The sequence below is a fragment of the Polaribacter sp. L3A8 genome (assembly GCF_009796785.1).
Lineage (GTDB): Bacteria > Bacteroidota > Bacteroidia > Flavobacteriales > Flavobacteriaceae > Polaribacter.
In genome coordinates, this window is sequence record NZ_CP047026.1 from 1,547,637 (window position 1) to 1,572,253 (window position 24,617).

20 protein-coding genes are annotated in these 24,617 nt (G+C 27.6%); 19 read left to right on the forward strand and 1 reads right to left on the reverse strand.

Annotated elements, in window-relative coordinates:
* The first annotated feature begins 41 nt into the window (after positions 1-41).
* From GQR92_RS18125 to GQR92_RS06240, 8 genes are all read left to right on the forward strand, one after another.
* A complete protein-coding gene (locus tag GQR92_RS18125; protein ID WP_302849602.1) occupies positions 42-167 on the forward strand; it encodes a hypothetical protein in 126 nt (41 codons plus the stop codon).
* Positions 168-290: 123 nt separating this feature from the next.
* The gene (locus GQR92_RS06210) at positions 291-623 is read left to right on the forward strand and encodes a type II toxin-antitoxin system RelE/ParE family toxin (RefSeq protein ID WP_158838299.1); all 333 of its coding nucleotides are present in this window, start codon (positions 291-293) and stop codon (positions 621-623) included.
* Positions 624-652: 29 nt separating this feature from the next.
* The gene (locus GQR92_RS06215; RefSeq protein ID WP_199269192.1) at positions 653-964 is read left to right on the forward strand and encodes a helix-turn-helix domain-containing protein; all 312 of its coding nucleotides are present in this window, start codon (positions 653-655) and stop codon (positions 962-964) included.
* A 158-nt stretch (positions 965-1,122) separates the two neighbouring features.
* Positions 1,123-1,818: a hypothetical protein gene (locus tag GQR92_RS06220; protein WP_158838301.1), complete on the forward strand. Its 696-nt coding sequence runs from the start codon at positions 1,123-1,125 to the stop codon at positions 1,816-1,818.
* Positions 1,819-2,330: 512 nt separating this feature from the next.
* The gene (locus GQR92_RS06225) at positions 2,331-2,732 is read left to right on the forward strand and encodes an ATP-binding cassette domain-containing protein (protein ID WP_158838302.1); all 402 of its coding nucleotides are present in this window, start codon (positions 2,331-2,333) and stop codon (positions 2,730-2,732) included.
* Positions 2,733-3,792: 1,060 nt separating this feature from the next.
* Positions 3,793-4,545: a hypothetical protein gene (locus GQR92_RS06230; protein ID WP_158838303.1), complete on the forward strand. Its 753-nt coding sequence runs from the start codon at positions 3,793-3,795 to the stop codon at positions 4,543-4,545.
* A 393-nt stretch (positions 4,546-4,938) separates the two neighbouring features.
* On the forward strand, positions 4,939-5,631 hold the full coding sequence (locus GQR92_RS06235; protein WP_158838304.1) for a hypothetical protein: 693 nt from the start codon (positions 4,939-4,941) through the stop codon (positions 5,629-5,631).
* Positions 5,632-5,669: 38 nt separating this feature from the next.
* The gene (locus tag GQR92_RS06240; RefSeq protein WP_158838305.1) at positions 5,670-5,807 is read left to right on the forward strand and encodes a hypothetical protein; all 138 of its coding nucleotides are present in this window, start codon (positions 5,670-5,672) and stop codon (positions 5,805-5,807) included.
* Between the two features lie 490 nt (positions 5,808-6,297).
* Here the strand turns inward: GQR92_RS06240 and GQR92_RS06245 are convergent, their stop codons facing one another.
* Entirely contained in the window at positions 6,298-6,723 is a 426-nt protein-coding gene (locus tag GQR92_RS06245) for a hypothetical protein (protein WP_158838306.1), read from the reverse strand.
* 230 nt (positions 6,724-6,953) lie between these two features.
* Between GQR92_RS06245 and GQR92_RS06250 the strand changes: the two genes are divergently transcribed.
* The 11 genes from GQR92_RS06250 (at position 6,954) to GQR92_RS06300 (ending at position 24,292) form a co-directional block, all read left to right on the forward strand.
* Complete coding sequence (locus GQR92_RS06250) at positions 6,954-7,649, forward strand: hypothetical protein (RefSeq protein WP_158838301.1); 696 nt, start codon at positions 6,954-6,956, stop codon at positions 7,647-7,649.
* 1,527 nt (positions 7,650-9,176) lie between these two features.
* Complete coding sequence (locus tag GQR92_RS06255; RefSeq protein ID WP_158838299.1) at positions 9,177-9,509, forward strand: type II toxin-antitoxin system RelE/ParE family toxin; 333 nt, start codon at positions 9,177-9,179, stop codon at positions 9,507-9,509.
* A 29-nt stretch (positions 9,510-9,538) separates the two neighbouring features.
* Complete coding sequence (locus GQR92_RS06260) at positions 9,539-9,850, forward strand: helix-turn-helix domain-containing protein (protein WP_199269192.1); 312 nt, start codon at positions 9,539-9,541, stop codon at positions 9,848-9,850.
* An 866-nt stretch (positions 9,851-10,716) separates the two neighbouring features.
* Complete coding sequence (locus GQR92_RS06265) at positions 10,717-12,045, forward strand: WG repeat-containing protein (RefSeq protein WP_158838307.1); 1,329 nt, start codon at positions 10,717-10,719, stop codon at positions 12,043-12,045.
* 976 nt (positions 12,046-13,021) lie between these two features.
* Complete coding sequence (locus GQR92_RS06270; RefSeq protein WP_158838299.1) at positions 13,022-13,354, forward strand: type II toxin-antitoxin system RelE/ParE family toxin; 333 nt, start codon at positions 13,022-13,024, stop codon at positions 13,352-13,354.
* Between the two features lie 10 nt (positions 13,355-13,364).
* Complete coding sequence (locus GQR92_RS06275) at positions 13,365-13,697, forward strand: helix-turn-helix domain-containing protein (RefSeq protein ID WP_158838308.1); 333 nt, start codon at positions 13,365-13,367, stop codon at positions 13,695-13,697.
* An 815-nt stretch (positions 13,698-14,512) separates the two neighbouring features.
* Positions 14,513-16,477 (forward strand): DUF262 domain-containing protein, encoded by a 1,965-nt coding sequence (locus GQR92_RS06280; RefSeq protein ID WP_158838309.1) that lies wholly within the window; start codon positions 14,513-14,515, stop codon positions 16,475-16,477.
* Positions 16,478-18,034: 1,557 nt separating this feature from the next.
* On the forward strand, positions 18,035-18,730 hold the full coding sequence (locus tag GQR92_RS06285; RefSeq protein WP_158838301.1) for a hypothetical protein: 696 nt from the start codon (positions 18,035-18,037) through the stop codon (positions 18,728-18,730).
* 163 nt (positions 18,731-18,893) lie between these two features.
* Positions 18,894-20,297 (forward strand): alpha/beta hydrolase, encoded by a 1,404-nt coding sequence (locus tag GQR92_RS06290; protein WP_158838310.1) that lies wholly within the window; start codon positions 18,894-18,896, stop codon positions 20,295-20,297.
* A gap of 1,163 nt (positions 20,298-21,460) precedes the next feature.
* Positions 21,461-22,120: an ATP-binding cassette domain-containing protein gene (locus GQR92_RS06295; RefSeq protein ID WP_158838311.1), complete on the forward strand. Its 660-nt coding sequence runs from the start codon at positions 21,461-21,463 to the stop codon at positions 22,118-22,120.
* A gap of 153 nt (positions 22,121-22,273) precedes the next feature.
* Positions 22,274-24,292 carry an RNA-directed DNA polymerase gene (locus tag GQR92_RS06300; protein ID WP_158838312.1) on the forward strand — a complete coding sequence of 673 codons (2,019 nt, stop codon included), beginning with the start codon at positions 22,274-22,276 and terminating at the stop codon, positions 24,290-24,292.
* The last annotated feature ends 325 nt before the right edge of the window (positions 24,293-24,617 follow it).

Sequence of the window (24,617 nt, forward strand, 5' to 3'; positions counted from 1 at the left end):
ATATACAATCACTTTTAGGCCATGCAAAACCCGAAACCACCATGATTTACACTCATGTAAGAAGAAAAGACTTAATGGAAATACAAAACCCGTTAGACATTGCTTTACAGAAAATAAACAAGCATGATAATGAAAAGAAAAAACTTTTATTATCCGGAAGAATTTAACCGATAATCAATATATTTGATTGCATATAACCAGTTGCCAGTAATGCGAGAAAAATTTAAAAAGTTTCCATATAATTCAACTTTTTTGTTATCTTTGCCAGAGTAAAACGACAATAGAACTGAATGAAACCAAAATTTGAAGTAGTATTTCTTGAACAAGCAATTGACTTTATGTCCAAATTAGACTCGAAAGCTAAAAAGAAAATCTATTACAATTTAGACAAAGCGAAACTTGAAAATGACCCAAAACTGTTTAAGAAATTAGCAGATGGTATTTGGGAATTTAGGACGCTTTATAAAGGAATTCAATACAGACTATTTGCTTTTTGGGACAAAACTGACAAAACAGAAACACTTGTTTTATCAACACACGGAATGATTAAAAAAGTGAGTAAAGTTCCCAAATCGGAAATTGAAAAAGCATTGAAAATTAGAGCAGAATATTTTGACGAATAAATTCAAAGTTATGGCAACAAAAAAAAAAAATGAAAATGATGACTCTTGACCAAATGAAAGACAAGGACATCGGAAAAGTCGGAACACCTGAACGAGACAAATACGAATTTGACTTGCGAATGGAAGTACTTGGTGATATGATAAAATCTGTTCGTAAAGAACGAAAATTAACTCAAGAACAACTTGGAGAATTAATTGGAGTTCAAAAATCACAAATCTCTAAATTGGAACGTAATACAAAGAATGTAACCATCGAGACAATTTTAAAAGTATTTAAAGCACTAAAAGCGAATGTGAAATTTAGTGTTGAAATGAATGAATTTGATTTCAAAGTGGCATAAGCACTACTGGCAACACCGTATATAATTTATTGCTGGCTTATTGCCTACTTACGAAAGTCCTCGCGGACTTTCTTGGTCGGTAATTATTTACTAAATTAGGTACTTAAAACACGCAACAAACCATATACAACAACGTTAGGTAAAATATAAAACGAAAATTGGAAAATATAAACGAAAATTGGAAAATATCTGAATTAAAGAAGTCTGGGAAAACAGCTTTTTTTAATGTGTTTTTTTCTTCTTTAGGTCCATTTGGGACTGCTATTCAAGAATCGTTGTTCGGAATTGGTGACAGAATAAGAAGTGATAGGATTGAAAACTATTTAAAAGAACTTGAGCCAAGATTAAAAGAAATTGAAAACATAATTATTCCTAAAGAATATTATAAATCAATTGAGTTTTACGATTTAAACTATAAAATATTAAAATCAGCAAGTGAAACATCTGAAAAATTAAAATATAAAATTCTATCTAATATTTATATAGAATCTATAAACCCAAAAACTAAATGGGAAAAAGATTTGAAGAACATTTTTATTAAAATAATTAATGATTTTTCCACGAATCATTTTTTTGTATTAAAATTCTTAATTACGAAAGAGGGAATGTATAAAATAAAATCCTATGAAATATTGCATACTGAGTTTTCTGAATATATCGGAAACGAAGGAATAGATGTTTATCAATTCAGATTATATTGCCGTGAAATAGAGAATAAATCTTTAATTAGATTTAGTAGCAACCTGAATGAAATTGGAAGCAATGGTGGAATTTTTGAAAAAGAAGATTCATCTAAAATCGAAAGTATAATTTTGACAAATTTTGGAAAAAAATTCATATCAATAATTGAATAAAATACTTTACCTAACACCGTGTAGTAAAAATTGCTTAATTTTAGCTTAACCAAAAGTTGTTGCTTTTTTATTCACTTCTATTTTCCTGCGGAAAATAGCCGTTCATATAAATCGCAACTTTCAATACACAAAAACGTTAGCTACAATTTCACTCATTTACAAAAAATAATTACTTTTGGAAAAGATATGAGTTTGACAATAAATAAAAAAACAGAATAGTGAAAAAGATACATTTAATATTATATTTTTATAAGTCATTTACATTAGCAAGTATCATAATATCTGGATTTTTATGCTATTTAATAAATCTTTGGGAAAGAAGTGGCTTCATCATTTCATTACTAACTTTCTTTAAAATAATTACTTTAGGAATTATTTATTATTTCATAAATGACTCACATAAAAACGAATTTGTTTTTTACAAGAACCTTGGAATCTCTAACAAATCCTTATGGATTTCAACTATTAGTTTTGACTTTATGATTTATTTAATAATGATAATATTAACTTAAATGAAGAAAAATAAATTAGAAATTGATAATGTTTTATTTGAAGTTAAAAAGAATCAAATATTAAACAATGTATACTTAAAACTTGAGGCAGGAACTATTACAGCTTTATTAGGAAGAAATGGTTCGGGAAAATCCTCTTTATTCAAAATAATTTTAGGAATTATCAAACCAAGAGAAAAATCATTACGGATTAACGACGTTTCTTTTTTCAATAAAAATCCGTCAAATAAAGATATCTTATATTTATCTCAAAACAATTTTATTCCAAAAAAACTGAAAATAAAAACAGTATTCAATTTTTTTAAATTAGATTTTTTTGATTTTGCAGAATCTTTTCCCGAATTTAAAAAACATCAAAAATTGTTTAGGAACATTATCGGGAGGAGAAAGAAGAATTATTGAAACATATCTCATTTTAAAATCAGAATCAAAATTTGCAATACTTGATGAGCCCTTTTCTCAAATTATGCCTGTTCACGTTCAAAAAATCAAGAATTTAATTATTCAATCTAAAGAAAAAAAGGAATATTAATTTCAGACCATTTATATGAACATATCAAGGATATAAGTGATGAAATTTACTTGGTAGCTAATAAAAAGGTTTATTTAACAAAAGAAAAATCTGATTTAATTCGGTTAGGCTACTTGAGAAAATAACTGTAGCTAACACCGTATAAACTTTATTGCTGGTTTTGGCTCACTTGGGAAATTCCTTCGGAATTTCGCCGTTCGTGTTTTATTTACTAAATTCACTGCTTAAACAACGCAACAAAGCTTATACAACAACGTTGCCAAAAACTGATGAATCGAGCCGAATACAAGTCATTTAGTAAAATATAATTTTGGCTTTTTTTTAGTTTGTAAACCTGAAATCTGAAAAAAGTTAAACACTCTCTCGCGAATTAAAATTTTGAAAAATCGGAGAATTTACTAAATTTTACAAAAAAGGAATTTACTCAAACGCTGAAACCAAGATTGCGGAAAGATCACTCAAATGAGAATTTCCAAACTATGTGGAATTGAGTAAAATGCGGGACAAAAACTGTGTGGAATTTTCTCCAAAACAAAATTTAGAAAGGCTGAGAATTTTCTGAAAATCAAATAAAGTGAAAATTATTGTCGGAATTAAACACGTGAGAAAACACTCAAACGTTGAAAAACCAGAATTGCGGAATTTTTACTCAGAATTTAATTTATCAAGTTTGTGGAATTGGAAATACCTGAAAAATGGAATTTAATGAAAATACTATTTGTAAATTAAAAATAACGTGAACAATAAATGAAATATGGAAACGGAAATAAAAAAACGCATTTGGCAACACCTTGTATAAAAAATTGCTAAATTTGGCTTAATCAAAGTTTGTTGCATTTTTGTCAACTCCTATTTTCCTTCGGAAAATAGCCGTCGACTTAAAACGCAACTTTCCATACAAAAACACGTTGGCAGTAATTTGAGAAAAGAATGAACATTGAACATTTATTGAATAAAGGATATTTTCCTAAAGAGCTTCCGCCATCATTCTTTACTGAATTATTTGGTAACGATTTTACGAATATATCGGCATTAGCTGATTCGACCAAAAATGCAAGTTTAACGGCATTGCAGAATTCTGTTAATACTATGACAGGTCTATCCAGACCTGAAAAAACAGAAAAAAAAGTTAGATTAAAACAAATCTTTAAAAATCGACTAAACTATTCAGATTGTAGCCAATTTAATATTCCAAAAAGTGGAATAGCAAGAAAAATAATTAAAATACCAAACCCAATTCACCAAGGTAAATTATCCCAAGCAATTGTGGACAATTATACAGAGATTGCAAAACTATTTAATGATTCTAATTTATCAACTACGAAACCACAAATTGAGACTGAAATTGAACAAAACAAACGTTCAGTAAAACACAATGATTTTAGTTTCTTTAAAGAATCGGGCATAATAAACTCTTTTAAATATGCTGTTCAATTAAAAACTGATATTGCAAAATTTTATCCATCAATTTATACTCATTCAGTTCCTTGGGTAACATTTGGAGGAAAAGATAAATACAAAAGGAATCGAGCGTTAAGTAATACAGACCCATTAAAGGTAAGTAATATTTATGGAGATGATATTGACGATAGACTTATGTGGTGTCAAAATCAGCAAACAATGGGAATACCTATTGGTCCAGATACTTCATTCATAAGCAGAAGTAATTGCTTGTCATATTGATAAACATCTTGAAAAAAAACTAAAATCAAAAAATATAGATTTTCTTGGTTATAGATACTATGACGACTATGCTTTATATTTTAATTCGGAGTTAGATGCTCAAATAGGACTATCAGAATTGAAAAAATTCTAAATGATTTTGAGTTAAAAATTAATGATGAAAAAACAGAGATTTCAAGAACACAAAGTGAATTAGAAAAACCTTGGGCACTTGATATAAAATCATTTTATTTTAGACCATCTGAAAATGACCAAAAGGATGACATATGGAATTTCTTCTCTATTGCTTTTAGACACGCACAAGAAAACCCGAAAGATAGCGTACTAAAATTAGCTTTAAATAAATTTAATTTTGTTCGTATTGAAGAGGAAAATTGGGATTATTTTGAATCTTTGCTCTTTAGACTTGGTTTAATTGAGACAAGTTCTTTAAATAAAATTGCCAAACTATTAATTACTTACGAAAAATTAGTTTCAAAGAAACGCTTAAAAGAATTTTGCTTCGAAATCATCAAAAGGAACTACGAAAATCAACACGATTTTGAACTGACTTGGTCGCTTTGGATTTTAAACGAATTTAAAATTCAACCAACCAAAGATATTTATGAAATGGTTTTTAAAAGTAAAAGCGTTACAGGAATTATTGTTGGACTTGACTTATTTCAGCAAAATAACAGAATTAAGAACTTTGATTTCACTTCAGTTACTGAAATGATTAATACGGACAATTTAAATAATAAAGAATGGCTTTTAGCTTATGAAACAGTTTATAAAAATTGGATACCGACTTTAAGTAAATCAATTATTCAAGACCATTTCTTTTTTAATATTTTGGAATCTCGAAATATATATTTTTACAACAATTCGAGAAAATTAGAACCTTTAAAAGTAGAAAGGTCATACCTCAAAAAAATTGAAACGAAACTCAAGCAAATAACAACCTACATATCTAAAAACAAATTTTCTAATACAGAATTAAAAAGTGAGCTTATAGAATTAAGTGAAAATTTGAATTTGACTGACTTAACTCAAATTACAGACCGAAAAGAAATTCAAAAAAGCTATCAGACTCTGATTCGAAAATAAAAGAACTGATAGATAAAATAGAAGCAGTAAAACTTGAATTGAAAAAATTCGATAAGAAAAAACCATATTTTGTAGTTGGTAAAAGACTTGAAGAACTTTCTGAATTAACAAGTAAGGAAATTGAAGCAGAAGCAAAACAAAATAAAGGTTTATTATTCGACCCAACGTATGAATAAAAACTACTGCCAACAATGTATATAAAACATAGCTAGGATAGGCTTTCCGAAAGGTTTTTGCTTATTTGCGAAGTCCGCCAAATTTTTAAATTTGACTTTTAAGATTGATAAGTTAAAAACAAAATCTAAAAATTCGGCTCATTGCCCAACCCAAAATTATTTTAACTTTAACACGCTACGTTTCATATACGGAGACGTTGGCAAACATTAAAAACCGAAATAATATGAAAAATTTACTAGACGATGAAGAATATTTTACTGATTACGATGATCAACCACAACCTGATAGTACTGAAAAAGATATGCTAGATAATATTAGTTGATTAATACGAAAAAACAAACAATTAGATATATTAAAAGAATTATCGGTGAGAGAATTAAAACAGTTTTTAAATAAGTAATTCTTTTAATATTTATTTTTTTATTTCCTTGAATCTTTTTTTGAATAGAAGAAATTTCATTAATAATTGTTATTGTATAATTGTGTTCTTTAGAGACTTTTGGAGTGTATAATTTTTGTTCTAAAAAACATTTTATCTGGCTCTCTTCCTTTTGTATAAATTTGTCGAGGAAAAATAATTTTAAATAAGTAAAAGATAAAACAGAAAAGTATCAGTAAAAGTCCGAAAGTCATATATAATTTTGAATCTTTTTTTCCAAAATTAATAAAAGCATAACCTGAAACTACGGAAATTAAACTGAAAAATATTGAGAAAAATGTAAGAGCTCTTTGAGTAATTTTATTCGACTCTTCTATAGTGTAGTTTAAAAAATCTTTTGCTTCATTGAGAATATGAATCAATGAATCTGTATTTAGTTTATCTAAATCGTCAATTTTAGGTTTATACATTTTCTCTTTTTCTTTCAAAGATACGTTTTGAATTTGTTTGAATAATAATTTAATATATTTTATCATAATATTTGAATTTAAAATCTTTCACTTAAAAACGGTGGAAAGAAAAAACCGAATTAATAATCTGAATAAAAAAAACGATTTGCCAACACCTTGTATAATTTATTGCTGGCTTCTTGCCTACTTGCGAAAGTCCTCGCGGACTTTCTTTGTCCGTAATTATTTACTAAATTAGTTGCTTAAAGCCGCAACAAACCATACAAAAACACGTTAGGTAAAATATAAAACGAAAATTGGAAAATATAAACGAAAATTGGAAAATATCTGAATTAAAGAAGTCTGGGAAAACAGCTTTTTTTAATGTGTTTTTTTCTTCTTTAGGTCCATTTGGGACTGCTATTCAAGAATCGTTGTTCGGAATTGGTGACAGAATAAGAAGTGATAGGATTGAAAACTATTTAAAAGAACTTGAGCCAAGATTAAAAGAAATTGAAAACATAATTATTCCTAAAGAATATTATAAATCAATTGAGTTTTACGATTTAAACTATAAAATATTAAAATCAGCAAGTGAAACATCTGAAAAATTAAAATATAAAATTCTATCTAATATTTATATAGAATCTATAAACCCAAAAACTAAATGGGAAAAAGATTTGAAGAACATTTTTATTAAAATAATTAATGATTTTTCCACGAATCATTTTTTTGTATTAAAATTCTTAATTACGAAAGAGGGAATGTATAAAATAAAATCCTATGAAATATTGCATACTGAGTTTTCTGAATATATCGGAAACGAAGGAATAGATGTTTATCAATTCAGATTATATTGCCGTGAAATAGAGAATAAATCTTTAATTAGATTTAGTAGCAACCTGAATGAAATTGGAAGCAATGGTGGAATTTTTGAAAAAGAAGATTCATCTAAAATCGAAAGTATAATTTTGACAAATTTTGGAAAAAAATTCATATCAATAATTGAATAAAATACTTTACCTAACACCGTGTAGTAAAAATTGCTTAATTTTAGCTTAACCAAAAGTTGTTGCTTTTTTATTCACTTCTATTTTCCTGCGGAAAATAGCCGTTCATATAAATCGCAACTTTCAATACACAAAAACGTTAGCAAAAACTTGGGAATGGCGCCGAACAAAAGTCTTTATTAAAAGCTAACTTTTCGCTTTTTAGTTTGTTAATCCAGGTTCTGAAAAAGTAAAAATTGAAAAAAGTGGAATACTCTCTCGGTGGTCAAAATTTCTAAAATTGGAAAGTTTTAGAGTTTTAATAAAATGAATTTAATCAAACGCTGAAAAACCAAATTATGGAATTTAGTAAAATGTTGGAATTCTTACTCGAACACTAAATTTAGCAAGTTTGAGAAATTGTAAAATATAAGGAAAAATAGAATTTCGGAACTTTCACTCAATCCCTAAATTTTGAGAAAACTGAAAAATATGGAACACTCTCCTACTCGTGAAAATTTATAGAATATTAAAAGTTTCAGAAAGTGTGAAAAAGTGAAAATTTACTCAAACTCAAAAAAACATAAATTGTGGGAATTTTTAATCCAAAGCGGAATTGTTGAAATAAAAAAAGAAAAATGTAAAAGAACGAACGAAGAACAAAAAACACGCATTTGCTAACACCGTTTATAAAAAATTGCTAAATTAGTGCCTTACAAAAGTTAGTCGCATTTCTGTAAACTTCTATTTTCCTACGGAAAATAGCCGTTCACTTTAAACGCAACTTTCCCATAAACAACAACGTTGTAAAAAACTGGCTGAAAGTATAATTTAAGAACAGCAGATATTTAAAAATACATTTAGCTTTAAAGTCTGAAAACTCAAAAAAACGAAATAAAACGTTTGAAAAATTAGTTTTTTGGAACACTCTCTCGCGAATCAAAATTTTGAAAAAAATTAGAAGGTTTTTAGAATTTTAAGAAAAGAAAAATAGTTCTTTTCCTTCAGAGTTTTAAAACGCAAAAAAAGGAAAAAGTTTGCGGAATTTAGCTTGTTTGAAAATATCTGAAAACTTGAAACTTATTTACTGTTTGAACCTAAAATGGCGGAATTAAGCAAAGTGCTAAGTAAAAGTCGGAGAAATTCGTTCTTAAAGACAAATTTAGAAAGGCTGAGAGATTTCTAAGAGTAAAATAAAGGTTTACTCATGTTTTGAATTAAAAACTTGTGAAAACGCTGAAAAATAAAGATTGCGGAATTTATTCAGAAACTCAAAAAAGGAAAAAAAAGAAATAGGAATTTTATAACTTGTAAAGTGGAAATTAAACACGCATTTTACAACACCTTGTATAAAAAATTGCTAAATTTGGCTTAATCAAAAGTTTGTACTTTTTAATAAACTCTATTTTTCCTGCGGAAAAATGCCGTTCATTTTAAACGCAAATTTCCATACAAAAACACGTTGCCAGTAATGCGAGAAAAATTTAAAAAGTTTCCATATAATTCAACTTTTTTGTTATCTTTGCCAGAGTAAAACGACAATAGAACTGAATGAAACCAAAATTTGAAGTAGTATTTCTTGAACAAGCAATTGACTTTATGTCCAAATTAGACTCGAAAGCTAAAAAGAAAATCTATTACAATTTAGACAAAGCGAAACTTGAAAATGACCCAAAACTGTTTAAGAAATTAGCAGATGGTATTTGGGAATTTAGGACGCTTTATAAAGGAATTCAATACAGACTATTTGCTTTTTGGGACAAAACTGACAAAACAGAAACACTTGTTTTATCAACACACGGAATGATTAAAAAAGTGAGTAAAGTTCCCAAATCGGAAATTGAAAAAGCATTGAAAATTAGAGCAGAATATTTTGACGAATAAATTCAAAGTTATGGCAACAAAAACAAAAAATGAAAATGATGACTCTTGACCAAATGAAAGACAAGGACATCGGAAAAGTCGGAACACCTGAACGAGACAAATACGAATTTGACTTGCGAATGGAAGTACTTGGTGATATGATAAAATCTGTTCGTAAAGAACGAAAATTAACTCAAGAACAACTTGGAGAATTAATTGGAGTTCAAAAATCACAAATCTCTAAATTGGAACGTAATACAAAGAATGTAACCATCGAGACAATTTTAAAAGTATTTAAAGCACTAAAAGCGAATGTGAAATTTAGTGTTGAAATGAATGAATTTGATTTCAAAGTGGCATAAGCACTACTGGCAACACCGTATATAATTTATTGCTGGCTTATTGCCTACTTACGAAAGTCCTCGCGGACTTTCTTGGTCGGTAATTATTTACTAAATTAGGTACTTAAAACACGCAACAAACCATATACAACAACGTTGCAAAAAATACACCAAAATTGCGTGGGAAAAGTAAATTGGAAAGTAAAGTCTGAATTATTCTGGAGTTTTTAATTTGGTAAAAATGGAAAATGTGGGACACTCTCTCGCTAATCAAAATTTTATCAAAATGCGGAATTTAAAAAGTTTGCGAAAATGAGTAACATTTGAAATGAAGTAAAATGCGGAGTTTTTACTCTTGTGAAAAATCAAAAAAGGAATTCCAAAATTGCGGAATTAAAAATCTTTGCGAAAATGAGCAACATTTGAAATGAAGTAAATGCGGAGTTTTTACTCCTGTGAAAAAACAAAAAAGGAATTCCAAAATTGCGGAATTAAAACTATTTGCGAAAATAAGCAACATTTGAAATGAAGTAAATCTGGAGTTTTTACTCCTGTGAAAAAACAAAAAAGGAATTCCAAAATTGCGGAGTTAAAAATCTTTACGGATTTAAAAAACATCCAAATTTGTGAATTAAAATTGTCTTTTAAAACAAAAATTAGAATAAAGAATAAAAATACGGACTGTAAAAAAAAAAGTACTTTTTGCAACACCGTTTATAGAAAATTGCTATTTTTAGCAAAACTAAAAGCTAGTTGCATTTTTGTGCACTTCTGAATTTCCGTTGGAAATTCCTCGCACACAAAAACGCAACTTTCCATAAACAAACCCGTTACCACACATTTCTCAAGATGTTAATTATGATTTCGATAATTTAAAAATATAGAAGATGTTTTCTAAAATATTTACAAAAAAACTTTTTAATTTATTACCATATTCAACCAGAATGTTTATTATTAAAAAATATGGTATTAACAACGAAATGAAAATTAATGAGAATATAAAAATACTTGTTCTAAAAAATGGAAATTATGGGGTTTTCAATAAGAATAAAAAAATTTTAATTGAACCTCTTTTTTTTAATATAACTCATTGGGAAAAAAATAACTGGTTTGAATGTAAAAAATATGTTAAGAATTACAGAGAAAAAGGAGTTTCACCTCATATCTCTGTTATATATGATTTAAATGGAAAGCTACTAAAAGAAATAAATTTGAAATTGCTAGAAATAAATGAATTTGGTAATTTAATAGTTTCAGATGGTAAAAAGAGAGGTATATTGAGTGGAAATTTCAAACTAAAAATCCCAGTAAAATATGATTGGATAATTCAACTCACATCTAATAGGTTTAGAGTAATTTTAAAAGATGAAAATGGTATTGTTGATAGTAATAACAATCTAATTCTAGATTTAAAATATAGAAGACTTTTAGGTAATTTTAAAAGAGGTTTTGTTTTTGCAGAAGATAATAGAGGTACATACAAGGTAGCTATAAATGGTGAATTATATTTTTTACCTTACACATATATTCGTTTCCCTCATTCCAATATAGATAGTGCACCATCTAAAGAAGATTTAAATGACAAACTAAAAGTGATAATTGATAAAACAAATGAATATTATAATCATAAACATAATGAGGAAATAAGACGTGGAGATCATATTAATGAAATGGAAGAATGTTCAGGAAAATGGGGCATAATCGATACTTCAGGAAAAGAAATAATTAAACCTTCCTATAGTTTTATTGATTTTTTTGAGTCATCAGATTATTACAAGGTTTTTAAAGGTAAAATGATTTTTAATTTCAATAAAGAAACTTTTAGGGAAACAATGGAAGGAGCTAAATCTGGCGTAATTAATAAAAACAATAAAATCATAGTGCCCATTGAATATGATTGGATCGAAGAATTAGAAAAAGGCATATTTGCAGTCAATAATGGAGGGATAATCACTCTACATGATGGAGATGATGAATGGCATCAATGGACAGTAGATGGTGGTAAATGGGGTATAATAAATAAAAAGTCTAAATTGCTTGTACCAATAAAGTATGACACTATTATGAATACTTGGGTAAAAAGAAAAAGAGAGTATTTTTTCGTCCAAAATGGAATAGAATATGGATGGGCTGATGAATATTTAGATTATGATGTATTTGATTTAAAAGGTAACAAAATAAAAACAGAAAAACCTAAATATAAAAATCATAGGTAATTCATTTTTTAAACATAAAATAAAAAATTTGAAAAATCAGTCTACTATCTTAAAAATGAAGTTGATTTAAAGACAAAAAAAACGTGTGGTAACACCGTATATAATTTATTGCTAGTTCTAGCCTACTTGCGAAAGTCCTCGCGGACTTTCTTTGTCCGTAATTATTTACTAAATTAGTTGCCTGAAACACGCAACAAACCATATACAACAACGTTGCAAAAAATACACCAAAATTGCGTGGGAAAAGTAAATTGGAAAGTAAAGTCTGAATTATTCTGGAGTTTTTAATTTGGTAAAAATGGAAAATGTGGGACACTCTCTCGCTAATCAAAATTTTATCAAAATGCGGAATTTAAAAAGTTTGCGAAAATGAGTAACATTTGAAATGAAGTAAAATGCGGAGTTTTTACTCTTGTGAAAAATCAAAAAAGGAATTCCAAAATTGCGGAATTAAAAATCTTTGCGAAAATGAGCAACATTTGAAATGAAGTAAATGCGGAGTTTTTACTCCTGTGAAAAAACAAAAAAGGAATTCCAAAATTGCGGAATTAAAACTATTTGCGAAAATAAGCAACATTTGAAATGAAGTAAATCTGGAGTTTTTACTCCTGTGAAAAAACAAAAAAGGAATTCCAAAATTGCGGAGTTAAAAATCTTTACGGATTTAAAAAACATCCAAATTTGTGAATTAAAATTGTCTTTTAAAACAAAAATTAGAATAAAGAATAAAAATACGGACTGTAAAAAAAAAAGTACTTTTTGCAACACCGTTTATAGAAAATTGCTATTTTTAGCAAAACTAAAAGCTAGTTGCATTTTTGTGCACTTCTGAATTTCCGTTGGAAATTCCTCGCACACAAAAACGCAACTTTCCATAAACAAACCCGTTGCCAGTAATGCGAGAAAAATTTAAAAAGTTTCCATATAATTCAACTTTTTTGTTATCTTTGCCAGAGTAAAACGACAATAGAACTGAATGAAACCAAAATTTGAAGTAGTATTTCTTGAACAAGCAATTGACTTTATGTCCAAATTAGACTCGAAAGCTAAAAAGAAAATCTATTACAATTTAGACAAAGCGAAACTTGAAAATGACCCAAAACTGTTTAAGAAATTAGCAGATGGTATTTGGGAATTTAGGACGCTTTATAAAGGAATTCAATACAGACTATTTGCTTTTTGGGACAAAACTGACAAAACAGAAACACTTGTTTTATCAACACACGGAATGATTAAAAAAGTGAGTAAAGTTCCCAAATCGGAAATTGAAAAAGCATTGAAAATTAGAGCAGAATATTTTGACGAATAAATTCAAAGTTATGGCAACAAAAAACAAAAAAATGAAAATGATGACTCTTGACCAAATGAAAGACAAGGACATCGGAAAAGTCGGAACACCTGAACGAGACAAATACGAATTTGACTTGCGAATGGAAGTACTTGGTGATATGATAAAATCTGTTCGTAAAGAACGAAAATTAACTCAAGAACAACTTGGAGAATTAATTGGAGTTCAAAAATCACAAATCTCTAAATTGGAACGTAATACAAAGAATGTAACCATCGAGACAATTTTAAAAGTATTTAAAGCACTAAAAGCGAATGTGAAATTTAGTGTTGAAATGAATGAATTTGATTTCAAAGTGGCATAAGCACTACTGGCAACACCGTATATAATTTATTGCTGGCTTATTGCCTACTTACGAAAGTCCTCGCGGACTTTCTTGGTCGGTAATTATTTACTAAATTAGGTACTTAAAACACGCAACAAACCATATACAACAACGTTAGCAAAAACTTGGGAATGGCGCCGAACAAAAGTCTTTATTAAAAGCTAACTTTTCGCTTTTTAGTTTGTTAATCCAGGTTCTGAAAAAGTAAAAATTGAAAAAAGTGGAATACTCTCTCGGTGGTCAAAATTTCTAAAATTGGAAAGTTTTAGAGTTTTAATAAAATGAATTTAATCAAACGCTGAAAAACCAAATTATGGAATTTAGTAAAATGTTGGAATTCTTACTCGAACACTAAATTTAGCAAGTTTGAGAAATTGTAAAATATAAGGAAAAATAGAATTTCGGAACTTTCACTCAATCCCTAAATTTTGAGAAAACTGAAAAATATGGAACACTCTCCTACTCGTGAAAATTTATAGAATATTAAAAGTTTCAGAAAGTGTGAAAAAGTGAAAATTTACTCAAACTCAAAAAAACATAAATTGTGGGAATTTTTAATCCAAAGCGGAATTGTTGAAATAAAAAAAGAAAAAATGTAAAAGAACGAACGAAGAACAAAAAACACGCATTTGCTAACACCGTTTATAAAAAATTGCTAAATTAGTGCCTTACAAAAGTTAGTCGCATTTCTGTAAACTTCTATTTTCCTACGGAAAATAGCCGTTCACTTTAAACGCAACTTTCCCATAAACAACAACGTTGCCATTCATTAAAAACCGAACATAAAACCAACAATGGATTTTTACAGAAAAACTACTTTAGGACTTTTTGATAGTTCTCAAAAATCATTTATAATTCCAGTTTACCAAAGAGCATATTCGTGGGAAAAAGAACAATGGGAAACTTTTCTAAACGATTTAACCGAACAAATAGAAGGTCAAAATAATTATTTTTTTGGAAACATACTTTTAGAAACTTTAAAGAAAGATACTAAATACGAAATCATTGACGGACAACAAAGAATTACAACATTAACAATTTTCATTCGTGCTATTCTAAACGTTTTAGCAAACAGAAAAAATGACATTTTATTTGAGGAATTTGACTTTCAAACAAAAGAAAGTATTTACTTGAAAAATGGTGGGAATATTAAACTTCGTCCTGTAGAATATGATAGAGCCTGTTTTGATGCTGTAATTATAGATAACAAAAACAATTTTGAATCCAATACACTTTCACAAGACAGAATAAAAAAATCAAAAAAATTCTTTGAAAATGAACTTAATAAATTTTCAACAGAAAAAGTACTTCGTGTTTTAGAAAAAATCGAAACTACAGATTTAACTGTAATTGAACTTGAGGGAAAAAAAGATTCAGCGTTAATGTTTGAACTTGAAAATAATAGAGGAAAAGATTTGACCAATATGGAGAAAATCAAATCCTATTTTATGTATCAAATGTACGTTTACAGCGAACCAGAAGTTGTCGAATCAAATATCGAAAATGTTTCAAATATCTTCAAACTAATATATCTAATCATAAATGACTTCAAAAAACTTAATGAAGATAGTGTTTTAATATATCACAATAATGCATACATAAAAGGTTATAATTATAGAACATTAGAGGATGTAAAAGAGGTCTTTAAAAAATCAAATGACAAAATAGATTGGATTAAAGGTTATATAACTGAACTTCATACTTCATTTTCAAATATGAAAAAATTTGAAAATTCAAAAAATCATTATGCTTTAAAATTAGCAGAATTAAATGCACCTGCATTCGTTTATCCTTTCATTATTAAAGGCTACAAATTTTTTGGAGATGATGAACAAAAACTAAATACGTTATTTAATTTACTTGAAATATTAACATTTAGAGCCAAATTAATAAACAGTAGAGCAAATATTCAAGAACGCTTAAATTCAATATTACTAAACTTCAAAGGAAATCTAACTAATTTGGTTTTAGACATAAAGAATAAACTTAATGAAACTTGGTATTGGGGAGATAACAATGTGAAAAGTTACCTAAATGGAGCAATGTATGGAAATAAGGTATTGAATTATCTGCTATGGCAATATGAAAATTCAATACAAAATAAGGGTTATAGTATTAAAAATTTCTCAATAGAAAATGAGCAAATCGAACATATTTCACCACAGACACCAACAAATGGAGAACCTTTAGAAACTGGATATGACGTTGATGAACAGAATGAATATTCAGAAGATTTCTTAACGAATACAATAAATAGTTTGGGAAATTTAATGCTTATTTCTGGTTCACATAATGCGTCTATTGGAAATAAACCTTTTTCTCATAAAGTTAAATCTTATAACCAAAACCCACTTTTAAATCAACAAGCAGAAATAAAAGATTACGCAACAATTGAAAATGAAAATTCTTTTTGGAAATCAGATTCAATTATAAAAAGGCATAATTATATTGTCGGATTTGCAACAAAAATTTGGAATTTTGATAATATAAATTTGTACCATTTAAAAGACGATTTAGAAGAAATTGAGGAGTTGGAAATTCAAAACACTTCTGAATTAGAAACTAAACTTATAGAACCAAATAACTTAAAACCAAAAAGAAACGGAAAGTTATCAATAGAATTGAATCCTAATTTAGAATCTGAATTTAAACAACTTTTACTCGAAAAAAGCAAGCGTATATTACAACATTTTATGAAAATGGAACATCCAAACAACGTATTTGGAAAGCGAACAGTTTTAAAGAAAGTTCAGGAGTAATGGGAAATTTACGTTCAAGACCCGAATTTAGAAGCGGAAAATGGGAGGAAAATGGAATTGAAAAAGTTTACGTATCAATAGAAAAAACCGAATAAAAAAATAACGAAATGGCAACACCGTGTATAATTAATTGCTTGGTTTTAGCCGATTTACGAAAGTTCTCGCGGACTTTTTATTTGTGTTTTATTTACTAACTTTAGTGCTTAAAACACGCAACTAATCATACACAAACACGTTAGCAAAAACTTGGGAATGGCGCCGAACAAAAGTCTTTATTAAAAGCTAACTTTTCGCTTTTTAGTTTGTTAATCCAGGTTCTGAAAAAGTAAAAATTGAAAAAAGTGGAATACTCTCTCGGTGGTCAAAATTTCTAAAATTGGAAAGTTTTAGAGTTTTAATAAAATGAATTTAATCAAACGCTGAAAAACCAAATTATGGAATTTAGTAAAATGTTGGAATTCTTACTCGAACACTAAATTTAGCAAGTTTGAGAAATTGTAAAATATAAGGAAAAATAGAATTTCGGAACTTTCACTCAATCCCTAAATTTTGAGAAAACTGAAAAATATGGAACACTCTCCTACTCGTGAAAATTTATAGAATATTAAAAGTTTCAGAAAGTGTGAAAAAGTGAAAATTTACTCAAACTCAAAAAAACATAAATTGTGGGAATTTTTAATCCAAAGCGGAATTGTTGAAATAAAAAAAGAAAAAATGTAAAAGAACGAACGAAGAACAAAAAACACGCATTTGCTAACACCGTTTATAAAAAATTGCTAAATTAGTGCCTTACAAAAGTTAGTCGCATTTCTGTAAACTTCTATTTTCCTACGGAAAATAGCCGTTCACTTTAAACGCAACTTTCCCATAAACAACAACGTTGTAAAAAACTGGCTGAAAGTATAATTTAAGAACAGCAGATATTTAAAAATACATTTAGCTTTAAAGTCTGAAAACTCAAAAAAACGAAATAAAACGTTTGAAAAATTAGTTTTTTGGAACACTCTCTCGCGAATCAAAATTTTGAAAAAAATTAGAAGGTTTTTAGAATTTTAAGAAAAGAAAAATAGTTTCCTTCAGAGTTTTAAAACGCAAAAAAAGGAAAAAGTTTGCGGAATTTAGCTTGTTTGAAAATATCTGAAAACTTGAAACTTATTTACTGTTTGAACCTAAAATGGCGGAATTAAGCAAAGTGCTAAGTAAAAGTCGGAGAAATTCGTTCTTAAAGACAAATTTAGAAAGGCTGAGAGATTTCTAAGAGTAAAATAAAGGTTTACTCATGTTTTGAATTAAAAACTTGTGAAAACGCTGAAAAATAAAGATTGCGGAATTTATTCAGAAACTCAAAAAAGGAAAAAAAAGAAATAGGAATTTTATAACTTGTAAAGTGGAAATTAAACACGCATTTTACAACACCTTGTATAAAAAATTGCTAAATTTGGCTTAATCAAAAGTTTGTACTTTTTAATAAACTCTATTTTTCCTGCGGAAAAATGCCGTTCATTTTAAACGCAAATTTCCATACAAAAACACGTTAGGTAAAATATAAAACGAAAATTGGAAAATATAAACGAAAATTGGAAAATATCTGAATTAAAGAAGTCTGGGAAAACAGCTTTTTTTAATGTGTTTTTTTCTTCTTTAGGTCCATTTGGGACTGCTATTCAAGAATCGTTGTTCGGAATTGGTGACAGAATAAGAAGTGATAGGATTGAAAACTATTTAAAAGAACTTGAGCCAAGATTAAAAGAAATTGAAAACATAATTATTCCTAAAGAATATTATAAATCAATTGAGTTTTACGATTTAAACTATAAAATATTAAAATCAGCAAGTGAAACATCTGAAAAATTAAAATATAAAATTCTATCTAATATTTATATAGAATCTATAAACCCAAAAACTAAATGGGAAAAAGATTTGAAGAACATTTTTATTAAAATAATTAATGATTTTTCCACGAATCATTTTTTTGTATTAAAATTCTTAATTACGAAAGAGGGAATGTATAAAATAAAATCCTATGAAATATTGCATACTGAGTTTTCTGAATATATCGGAAACGAAGGAATAGATGTTTATCAATTCAGATTATATTGCCGTGAAATAGAGAATAAATCTTTAATTAGATTTAGTAGCAACCTGAATGAAATTGGAAGCAATGGTGGAATTTTTGAAAAAGAAGATTCATCTAAAATCGAAAGTATAATTTTGACAAATTTTGGAAAAAAATTCATATCAATAATTGAATAAAATACTTTACCTAACACCGTGTAGTAAAAATTGCTTAATTTTAGCTTAACCAAAAGTTGTTGCTTTTTTATTCACTTCTATTTTCCTGCGGAAAATAGCCGTTCATATAAATCGCAACTTTCAATACACAAAAACGTTGTGCATAATTTTACAGAATACATATATGAAATTGATAATTAATATTTTTAGTTTTTTCCTAATTACATCATTTGCTTTTGGTCAAACGAAAAGTAAAATCGAAATAAGTTCTTTAGAATATAATATAGTCGAATTAAAATCAGAATATTTTCCAAATGAAAATAGAATTATAAAAATATTTTTACCTAAAAATTACGATATCACAAAAAAACATCCAGTTATCTATACTTTGGACGGATATAGTCTTTTTGATTTAACAGCAAAATATGTTGACCAATTAAGCAAACTAACCATAGAGAATGATTATGATGTTGCGACAGATGTCATTCCTCAATCAATAGTTGTTGGAATTTATCATAATAATAGAAATAAGGAAACAACACCTAATTTTAGTAAATACTCAGATGGAGATGAAACTTTTTATTTGGAGGGTTCTGAAAAACTAAAAAACTTCTTGTTCGAAGAGGTGGTTCCTTACATAAACACAAAATACAATACTTCAGGATATAATTCAATTATAGGACACTCAAATACAGCTCACTTTGTAATATGTTTACCATTTCAAAAAAACAATCCATTTAATGGGATTATCTCACTTTCATTGAGCGGAGAATCCGAAAATTTTAAAAGAAAAATAGAGCCTTATTTAACCACAAATAAAAAGACAAATATATTTATTGGTTATGGCATGAAAGATTATGATTTTAATGAATTTGCAAAAGACTTAAAAGGCAAAGTTTTTAATAACAATTTAAAAATTAGTGAATTTAATGCTAACCATAATGAAATGCCAGCAATATCTTTGATACAAGGCATAAAATTCCTCTTTAATGAATACAGAAACATTGAAGATTTCTATATAGAATCGAATAAAGAAAATTTTGACATAAGAGAATATCTTAAACTTTATCATTCAAAGAATAAAAAGCTCTATGGAATTGAAACTCAAATTAAAGAAGTTGATTTTTATTCTTTAATACAAATGAGTATAAATACCAAAAATAAAAAAGCACTCAATCAAATTATTGAATACGATTCAAAAGTAAATGGATATCCAACACAAACACACACTCTATTTTTTTATAATAAGCAAATTGGTGATTTTGAAAAAGCTAATTATCTTGCAAATAAAATAATGAACAGTAAAGACGATTTAGAAAATAGAATTCTAAATGCAAATTTGGAATCTTATTATGATTTCTATATTAATGATCTTAAAAATACCGAAATGGGAATTGCTTTTTTTCAACAAGGTCAAAAGAAATTTAAAGACAATCAACTTGAATTCAGTTATTTCATAGCTAAGGCTTCTGTTGAAAACAATACCCAAAAAAGATTAGGGAAAACTAATTTAGAATATTGTTTAAAAAACTATAAAGAGAATAGATATTTTAGAGAAATTGATTTGAAGGAATTAAAAGAAGAGTAAAAAAACTATGCACAACACCGTATATAATTTATTGCTAGTTCTAGCCTACTTACGAAAGTCCTCGCGGCTTTCTTTGTCGGTAATTATTTACTAAATTAGTTGCTTGAAACACGCAACAAACCATATACAACAACGTTGCCAAAAACTGATGAATCGAGCCGAATACAAGTCATTTAGTAAAATATAATTTTGGCTTTTTTTTAGTTTGTAAACCTGAAATCTGAAAAAAGTTAAACACTCTCTCGCGAATTAAAATTTTGAAAAATCGGAGAATTTACTAAATTTTACAAAAAAGGAATTTACTCAAACGCTGAAACCAAGATTGCGGAAAGATCACTCAAATGAGAATTTCCAAACTATGTGGAATTGAGTAAAATGCGGGACAAAAACTGTGTGGAATTTTCTCCAAAACAAAATTTAGAAAGGCTGAGAATTTTCTGAAAATCAAATAAAGTGAAAATTATTGTCGGAATTAAACACGTGAGAAAACACTCAAACGTTGAAAAACCAGAATTGCGGAATTTTTACTCAGAATTTAATTTATCAAGTTTGTGGAATTGGAAATACCTGAAAAATGGAATTTAATGAAAATACTATTTGTAAATTAAAAATAACGTGAACAATAAATGAAATATGGAAACGGAAATAAAAAAACGCATTTGGCAACACCTTGTATAAAAAATTGCTAAATTTGGCTTAATCAAAGTTTGTTGCATTTTTGTCAACTCCTATTTTCCTTCGGAAAATAGCCGTCGACTTAAAACGCAACTTTCCATACAAAAACACGTTAGCTACAATTTCACTCATTTACAAAAAATAATTACTTTTGGAAAAGATATGAGTTTGACAATAAATAAAAAAACAGAATAGTGAAAAAGATACATTTAATATTATATTTTTATAAGTCATTTACATTAGCAAGTATCATAATATCTGGATTTTTATGCTATTTAATAAATCTTTGGGAAAGAAGTGGCTTCATCATTTCATTACTAACTTTCTTTAAAATAATTACTTTAGGAATTATTTATTATTTCATAAATGACTCACATAAAAACGAATTTGTTTTTTACAAGAACCTTGGAATCTCTAACAAATCCTTATGGATTTCAACTATTAGTTTTGACTTTATGATTTATTTAATAATGATAATATTAACTTAAATGAAGAAAAATAAATTAGAAATTGATAATGTTTTATTTGAAGTTAAAAAGAATCAAATATTAAACAATGTATACTTAAAACTTGAGGCAGGAACTATTACAGCTTTATTAGGAAGAAATGGTTCGGGAAAATCCTCTTTATTCAAAATAATTTTAGGAATTATCAAACCAAGAGAAAAATCATTACGGATTAACGACGTTTCTTTTTTCAATAAAAATCCGTCAAATAAAGATATCTTATATTTATCTCAAAACAATTTTATTCCAAAAAAACTGAAAATAAAAACAGTATTCAATTTTTTTAAATTAGATTTTTTTGATTTTGCAGAATCTTTTCCCGAATTTAAAAACACATCAAAAAATTGTTTAGGAACATTATCGGGAGGAGAAAGAAGAATTATTGAAACATATCTCATTTTAAAATCAGAATCAAAATTTGCAATACTTGATGAGCCCTTTTCTCAAATTATGCCTGTTCACGTTCAAAAAATCAAGAATTTAATTATTCAATCTAAAGAAAAAAAAGGAATATTAATTTCAGACCATTTATATGAACATATCAAGGATATAAGTGATGAAATTTACTTGGTAGCTAATAAAAAGGTTTATTTAACAAAAGAAAAATCTGATTTAATTCGGTTAGGCTACTTGAGAAAATAACTGTAGCTAACACCGTATAAACTTTATTGCTGGTTTTGGCTCACTTGGGAAATTCCTTCGGAATTTCGCCGTTCGTGTTTTATTTACTAAATTCACTGCTTAAACAACGCAACAAAGCTTATACAACAACGTTGGCAGTAATTTGAGAAAAGAATGAACATTGAACATTTATTGAATAAAGGATATTTTCCTAAAGAGCTTCCGCCATCATTCTTTACTGAATTATTTGGTAACGATTTTACGAATATATCGGCATTAGCTGATTCGACCAAAAATGCAAGTTTAACGGCATTGCAGAATTCTGTTAATACTATGACAGGTCTATCCAGACCTGAAAAAACAGAAAAAAAAGTTAGATTAAAACAAATCTTTAAAAATCGACTAAACTATTCAGATTGTAGCCAATTTAATATTCCAAAAAGTGGAATAGCAAGAAAAATAATTAAAATACCAAACCCAATTCACCAAGGTAAATTATCCCAAGCAATTGTGGACAATTATACAGAGATTGCAAAACTATTTAATGATTCTAATTTATCAACTACGAAACCACAAATTGAGACTGAAATTGAACAAAACAAACGTTCAGTAAAACACAATGATTTTAGTTTCTTTAAAGAATCGGGCATAATAAACTCTTTTAAATATGCTGTTCAATTAAAAACTGATATTGCAAAATTTTATCCATCAATTTATACTCATTCAGTTCCTTGGGTAACATTTGGAGGAAAAGATAAATACAAAAGGAATCGAGCGTTAAGTAATACAGACCCATTAAAGGTAAGTAATATTTATGGAGATGATATTGACGATAGACTTATGTGGTGTCAAAATCAGCAAACAATGGGAATACCTATTGGTCCAGATACTTCATTCATAATAGCAGAAGTAATTGCTTGTCATATTGATAAACATCTTGAAAAAAAACTAAAATCAAAAAATATAGATTTTCTTGGTTATAGATACTATGACGACTATGCTTTATATTTTAATTCGGAGTTAGATGCTCAAATAGGACTATCAGAATTGAAAAAAATTCTAAATGATTTTGAGTTAAAAATTAATGATGAAAAAACAGAGATTTCAAGAACACAAAGTGAATTAGAAAAACCTTGGGCACTTGATATAAAATCATTTTATTTTAGACCATCTGAAAATGACCAAAAGGATGACATATGGAATTTCTTCTCTATTGCTTTTAGACACGCACAAGAAAACCCGAAAGATAGCGTACTAAAATTAGCTTTAAATAAATTTAATTTTGTTCGTATTGAAGAGGAAAATTGGGATTATTTTGAATCTTTGCTCTTTAGACTTGGTTTAATTGAGACAAGTTCTTTAAATAAAATTGCCAAACTATTAATTACTTACGAAAAATTAGTTTCAAAGAAACGCTTAAAAGAATTTTGCTTCGAAATCATCAAAAGGAACTACGAAAATCAACACGATTTTGAACTGACTTGGTCGCTTTGGATTTTAAACGAATTTAAAATTCAACCAACCAAAGATATTTATGAAATGGTTTTTAAAAGTAAAAGCGTTACAGGAATTATTGTTGGACTTGACTTATTTCAGCAAAATAACAGAATTAAGAACTTTGATTTCACTTCAGTTACTGAAATGATTAATACGGACAATTTAAATAATAAAGAATGGCTTTTAGCTTATGAAACAGTTTATAAAAATTGGATACCGACTTTAAGTAAATCAATTATTCAAGACCATTTCTTTTTTAATATTTTGGAATCTCGAAATATATATTTTTACAACAATTCGAGAAAATTAGAACCTTTAAAAGTAGAAAGGTCATACCTCAAAAAAATTGAAACGAAACTCAAGCAAATAACAACCTACATATCTAAAAACAAATTTTCTAATACAGAATTAAAAAGTGAGCTTATAGAATTAAGTGAAAATTTGAATTTGACTGACTTAACTCAAATTACAGACCGAAAAGAAATTCAAAAAAAGCTATCAGACTCTGATTCGAAAATAAAAGAACTGATAGATAAAATAGAAGCAGTAAAACTTGAATTGAAAAAATTCGATAAGAAAAAACCATATTTTGTAGTTGGTAAAAGACTTGAAGAACTTTCTGAATTAACAAGTAAGGAAATTGAAGCAGAAGCAAAACAAAATAAAGGTTTATTATTCGACCCAACGTATGAATAAAAACTACTGCCAACAATGTATATAAAACATAGCTAGGATAGGCTTTCCGAAAGGTTTTTGCTTATTTGCGAAGTCCGCCAAATTTTTAAATTTGACTTTTAAGATTGATAAGTTAAAAACAAAATCTAAAAATTCGGCTCATTGCCCAACCCAAAATTATTTTAACTTTAACACGCTACGTTTCATATACGGAGACGTTGGCAACAAGTAAAAACTGAAAACAAAATGAAAAAGGAAATTAAGTTTTTTATTCGAAGTTACATTATAATATTATTTTTGGGAATAATTTCCTGTGAAGATGATTGCGGACCTTTTCCGAATAAAT

Excerpts from the sequence above, each read along its gene's own strand:
- GQR92_RS06290 (WP_158838310.1), top strand. The coding sequence starts at position 18,894 with ATGAAATTGATAATTAATATTTTTAGTTTTTTCCTAATTACATCATTT.
- GQR92_RS06255 (WP_158838299.1), top strand. The coding sequence starts at position 9,177 with ATGAAACCAAAATTTGAAGTAGTATTTCTTGAACAAGCAATTGACTTT.
- GQR92_RS06275 (WP_158838308.1), top strand. The coding sequence starts at position 13,365 with ATGGCAACAAAAAACAAAAAAATGAAAATGATGACTCTTGACCAAATG.
- GQR92_RS06245 (WP_158838306.1), bottom strand. The coding sequence starts at position 6,723 with ATGATAAAATATATTAAATTATTATTCAAACAAATTCAAAACGTATCT.
- GQR92_RS06260 (WP_199269192.1), top strand. The coding sequence starts at position 9,539 with ATGAAAATGATGACTCTTGACCAAATGAAAGACAAGGACATCGGAAAA.
- GQR92_RS06295 (WP_158838311.1), top strand. The coding sequence starts at position 21,461 with ATGAAGAAAAATAAATTAGAAATTGATAATGTTTTATTTGAAGTTAAA.
- GQR92_RS06210 (WP_158838299.1), top strand. The coding sequence starts at position 291 with ATGAAACCAAAATTTGAAGTAGTATTTCTTGAACAAGCAATTGACTTT.
- GQR92_RS18125 (WP_302849602.1), top strand. The coding sequence starts at position 42 with ATGATTTACACTCATGTAAGAAGAAAAGACTTAATGGAAATACAAAAC.
- GQR92_RS06280 (WP_158838309.1), top strand. The coding sequence starts at position 14,513 with ATGGATTTTTACAGAAAAACTACTTTAGGACTTTTTGATAGTTCTCAA.
- GQR92_RS06300 (WP_158838312.1), top strand. The coding sequence starts at position 22,274 with ATGAACATTGAACATTTATTGAATAAAGGATATTTTCCTAAAGAGCTT.
- GQR92_RS06265 (WP_158838307.1), top strand. The coding sequence starts at position 10,717 with ATGTTTTCTAAAATATTTACAAAAAAACTTTTTAATTTATTACCATAT.
- GQR92_RS06230 (WP_158838303.1), top strand. The coding sequence starts at position 3,793 with ATGAACATTGAACATTTATTGAATAAAGGATATTTTCCTAAAGAGCTT.
- GQR92_RS06270 (WP_158838299.1), top strand. The coding sequence starts at position 13,022 with ATGAAACCAAAATTTGAAGTAGTATTTCTTGAACAAGCAATTGACTTT.
- GQR92_RS06225 (WP_158838302.1), top strand. The coding sequence starts at position 2,331 with ATGAAGAAAAATAAATTAGAAATTGATAATGTTTTATTTGAAGTTAAA.
- GQR92_RS06215 (WP_199269192.1), top strand. The coding sequence starts at position 653 with ATGAAAATGATGACTCTTGACCAAATGAAAGACAAGGACATCGGAAAA.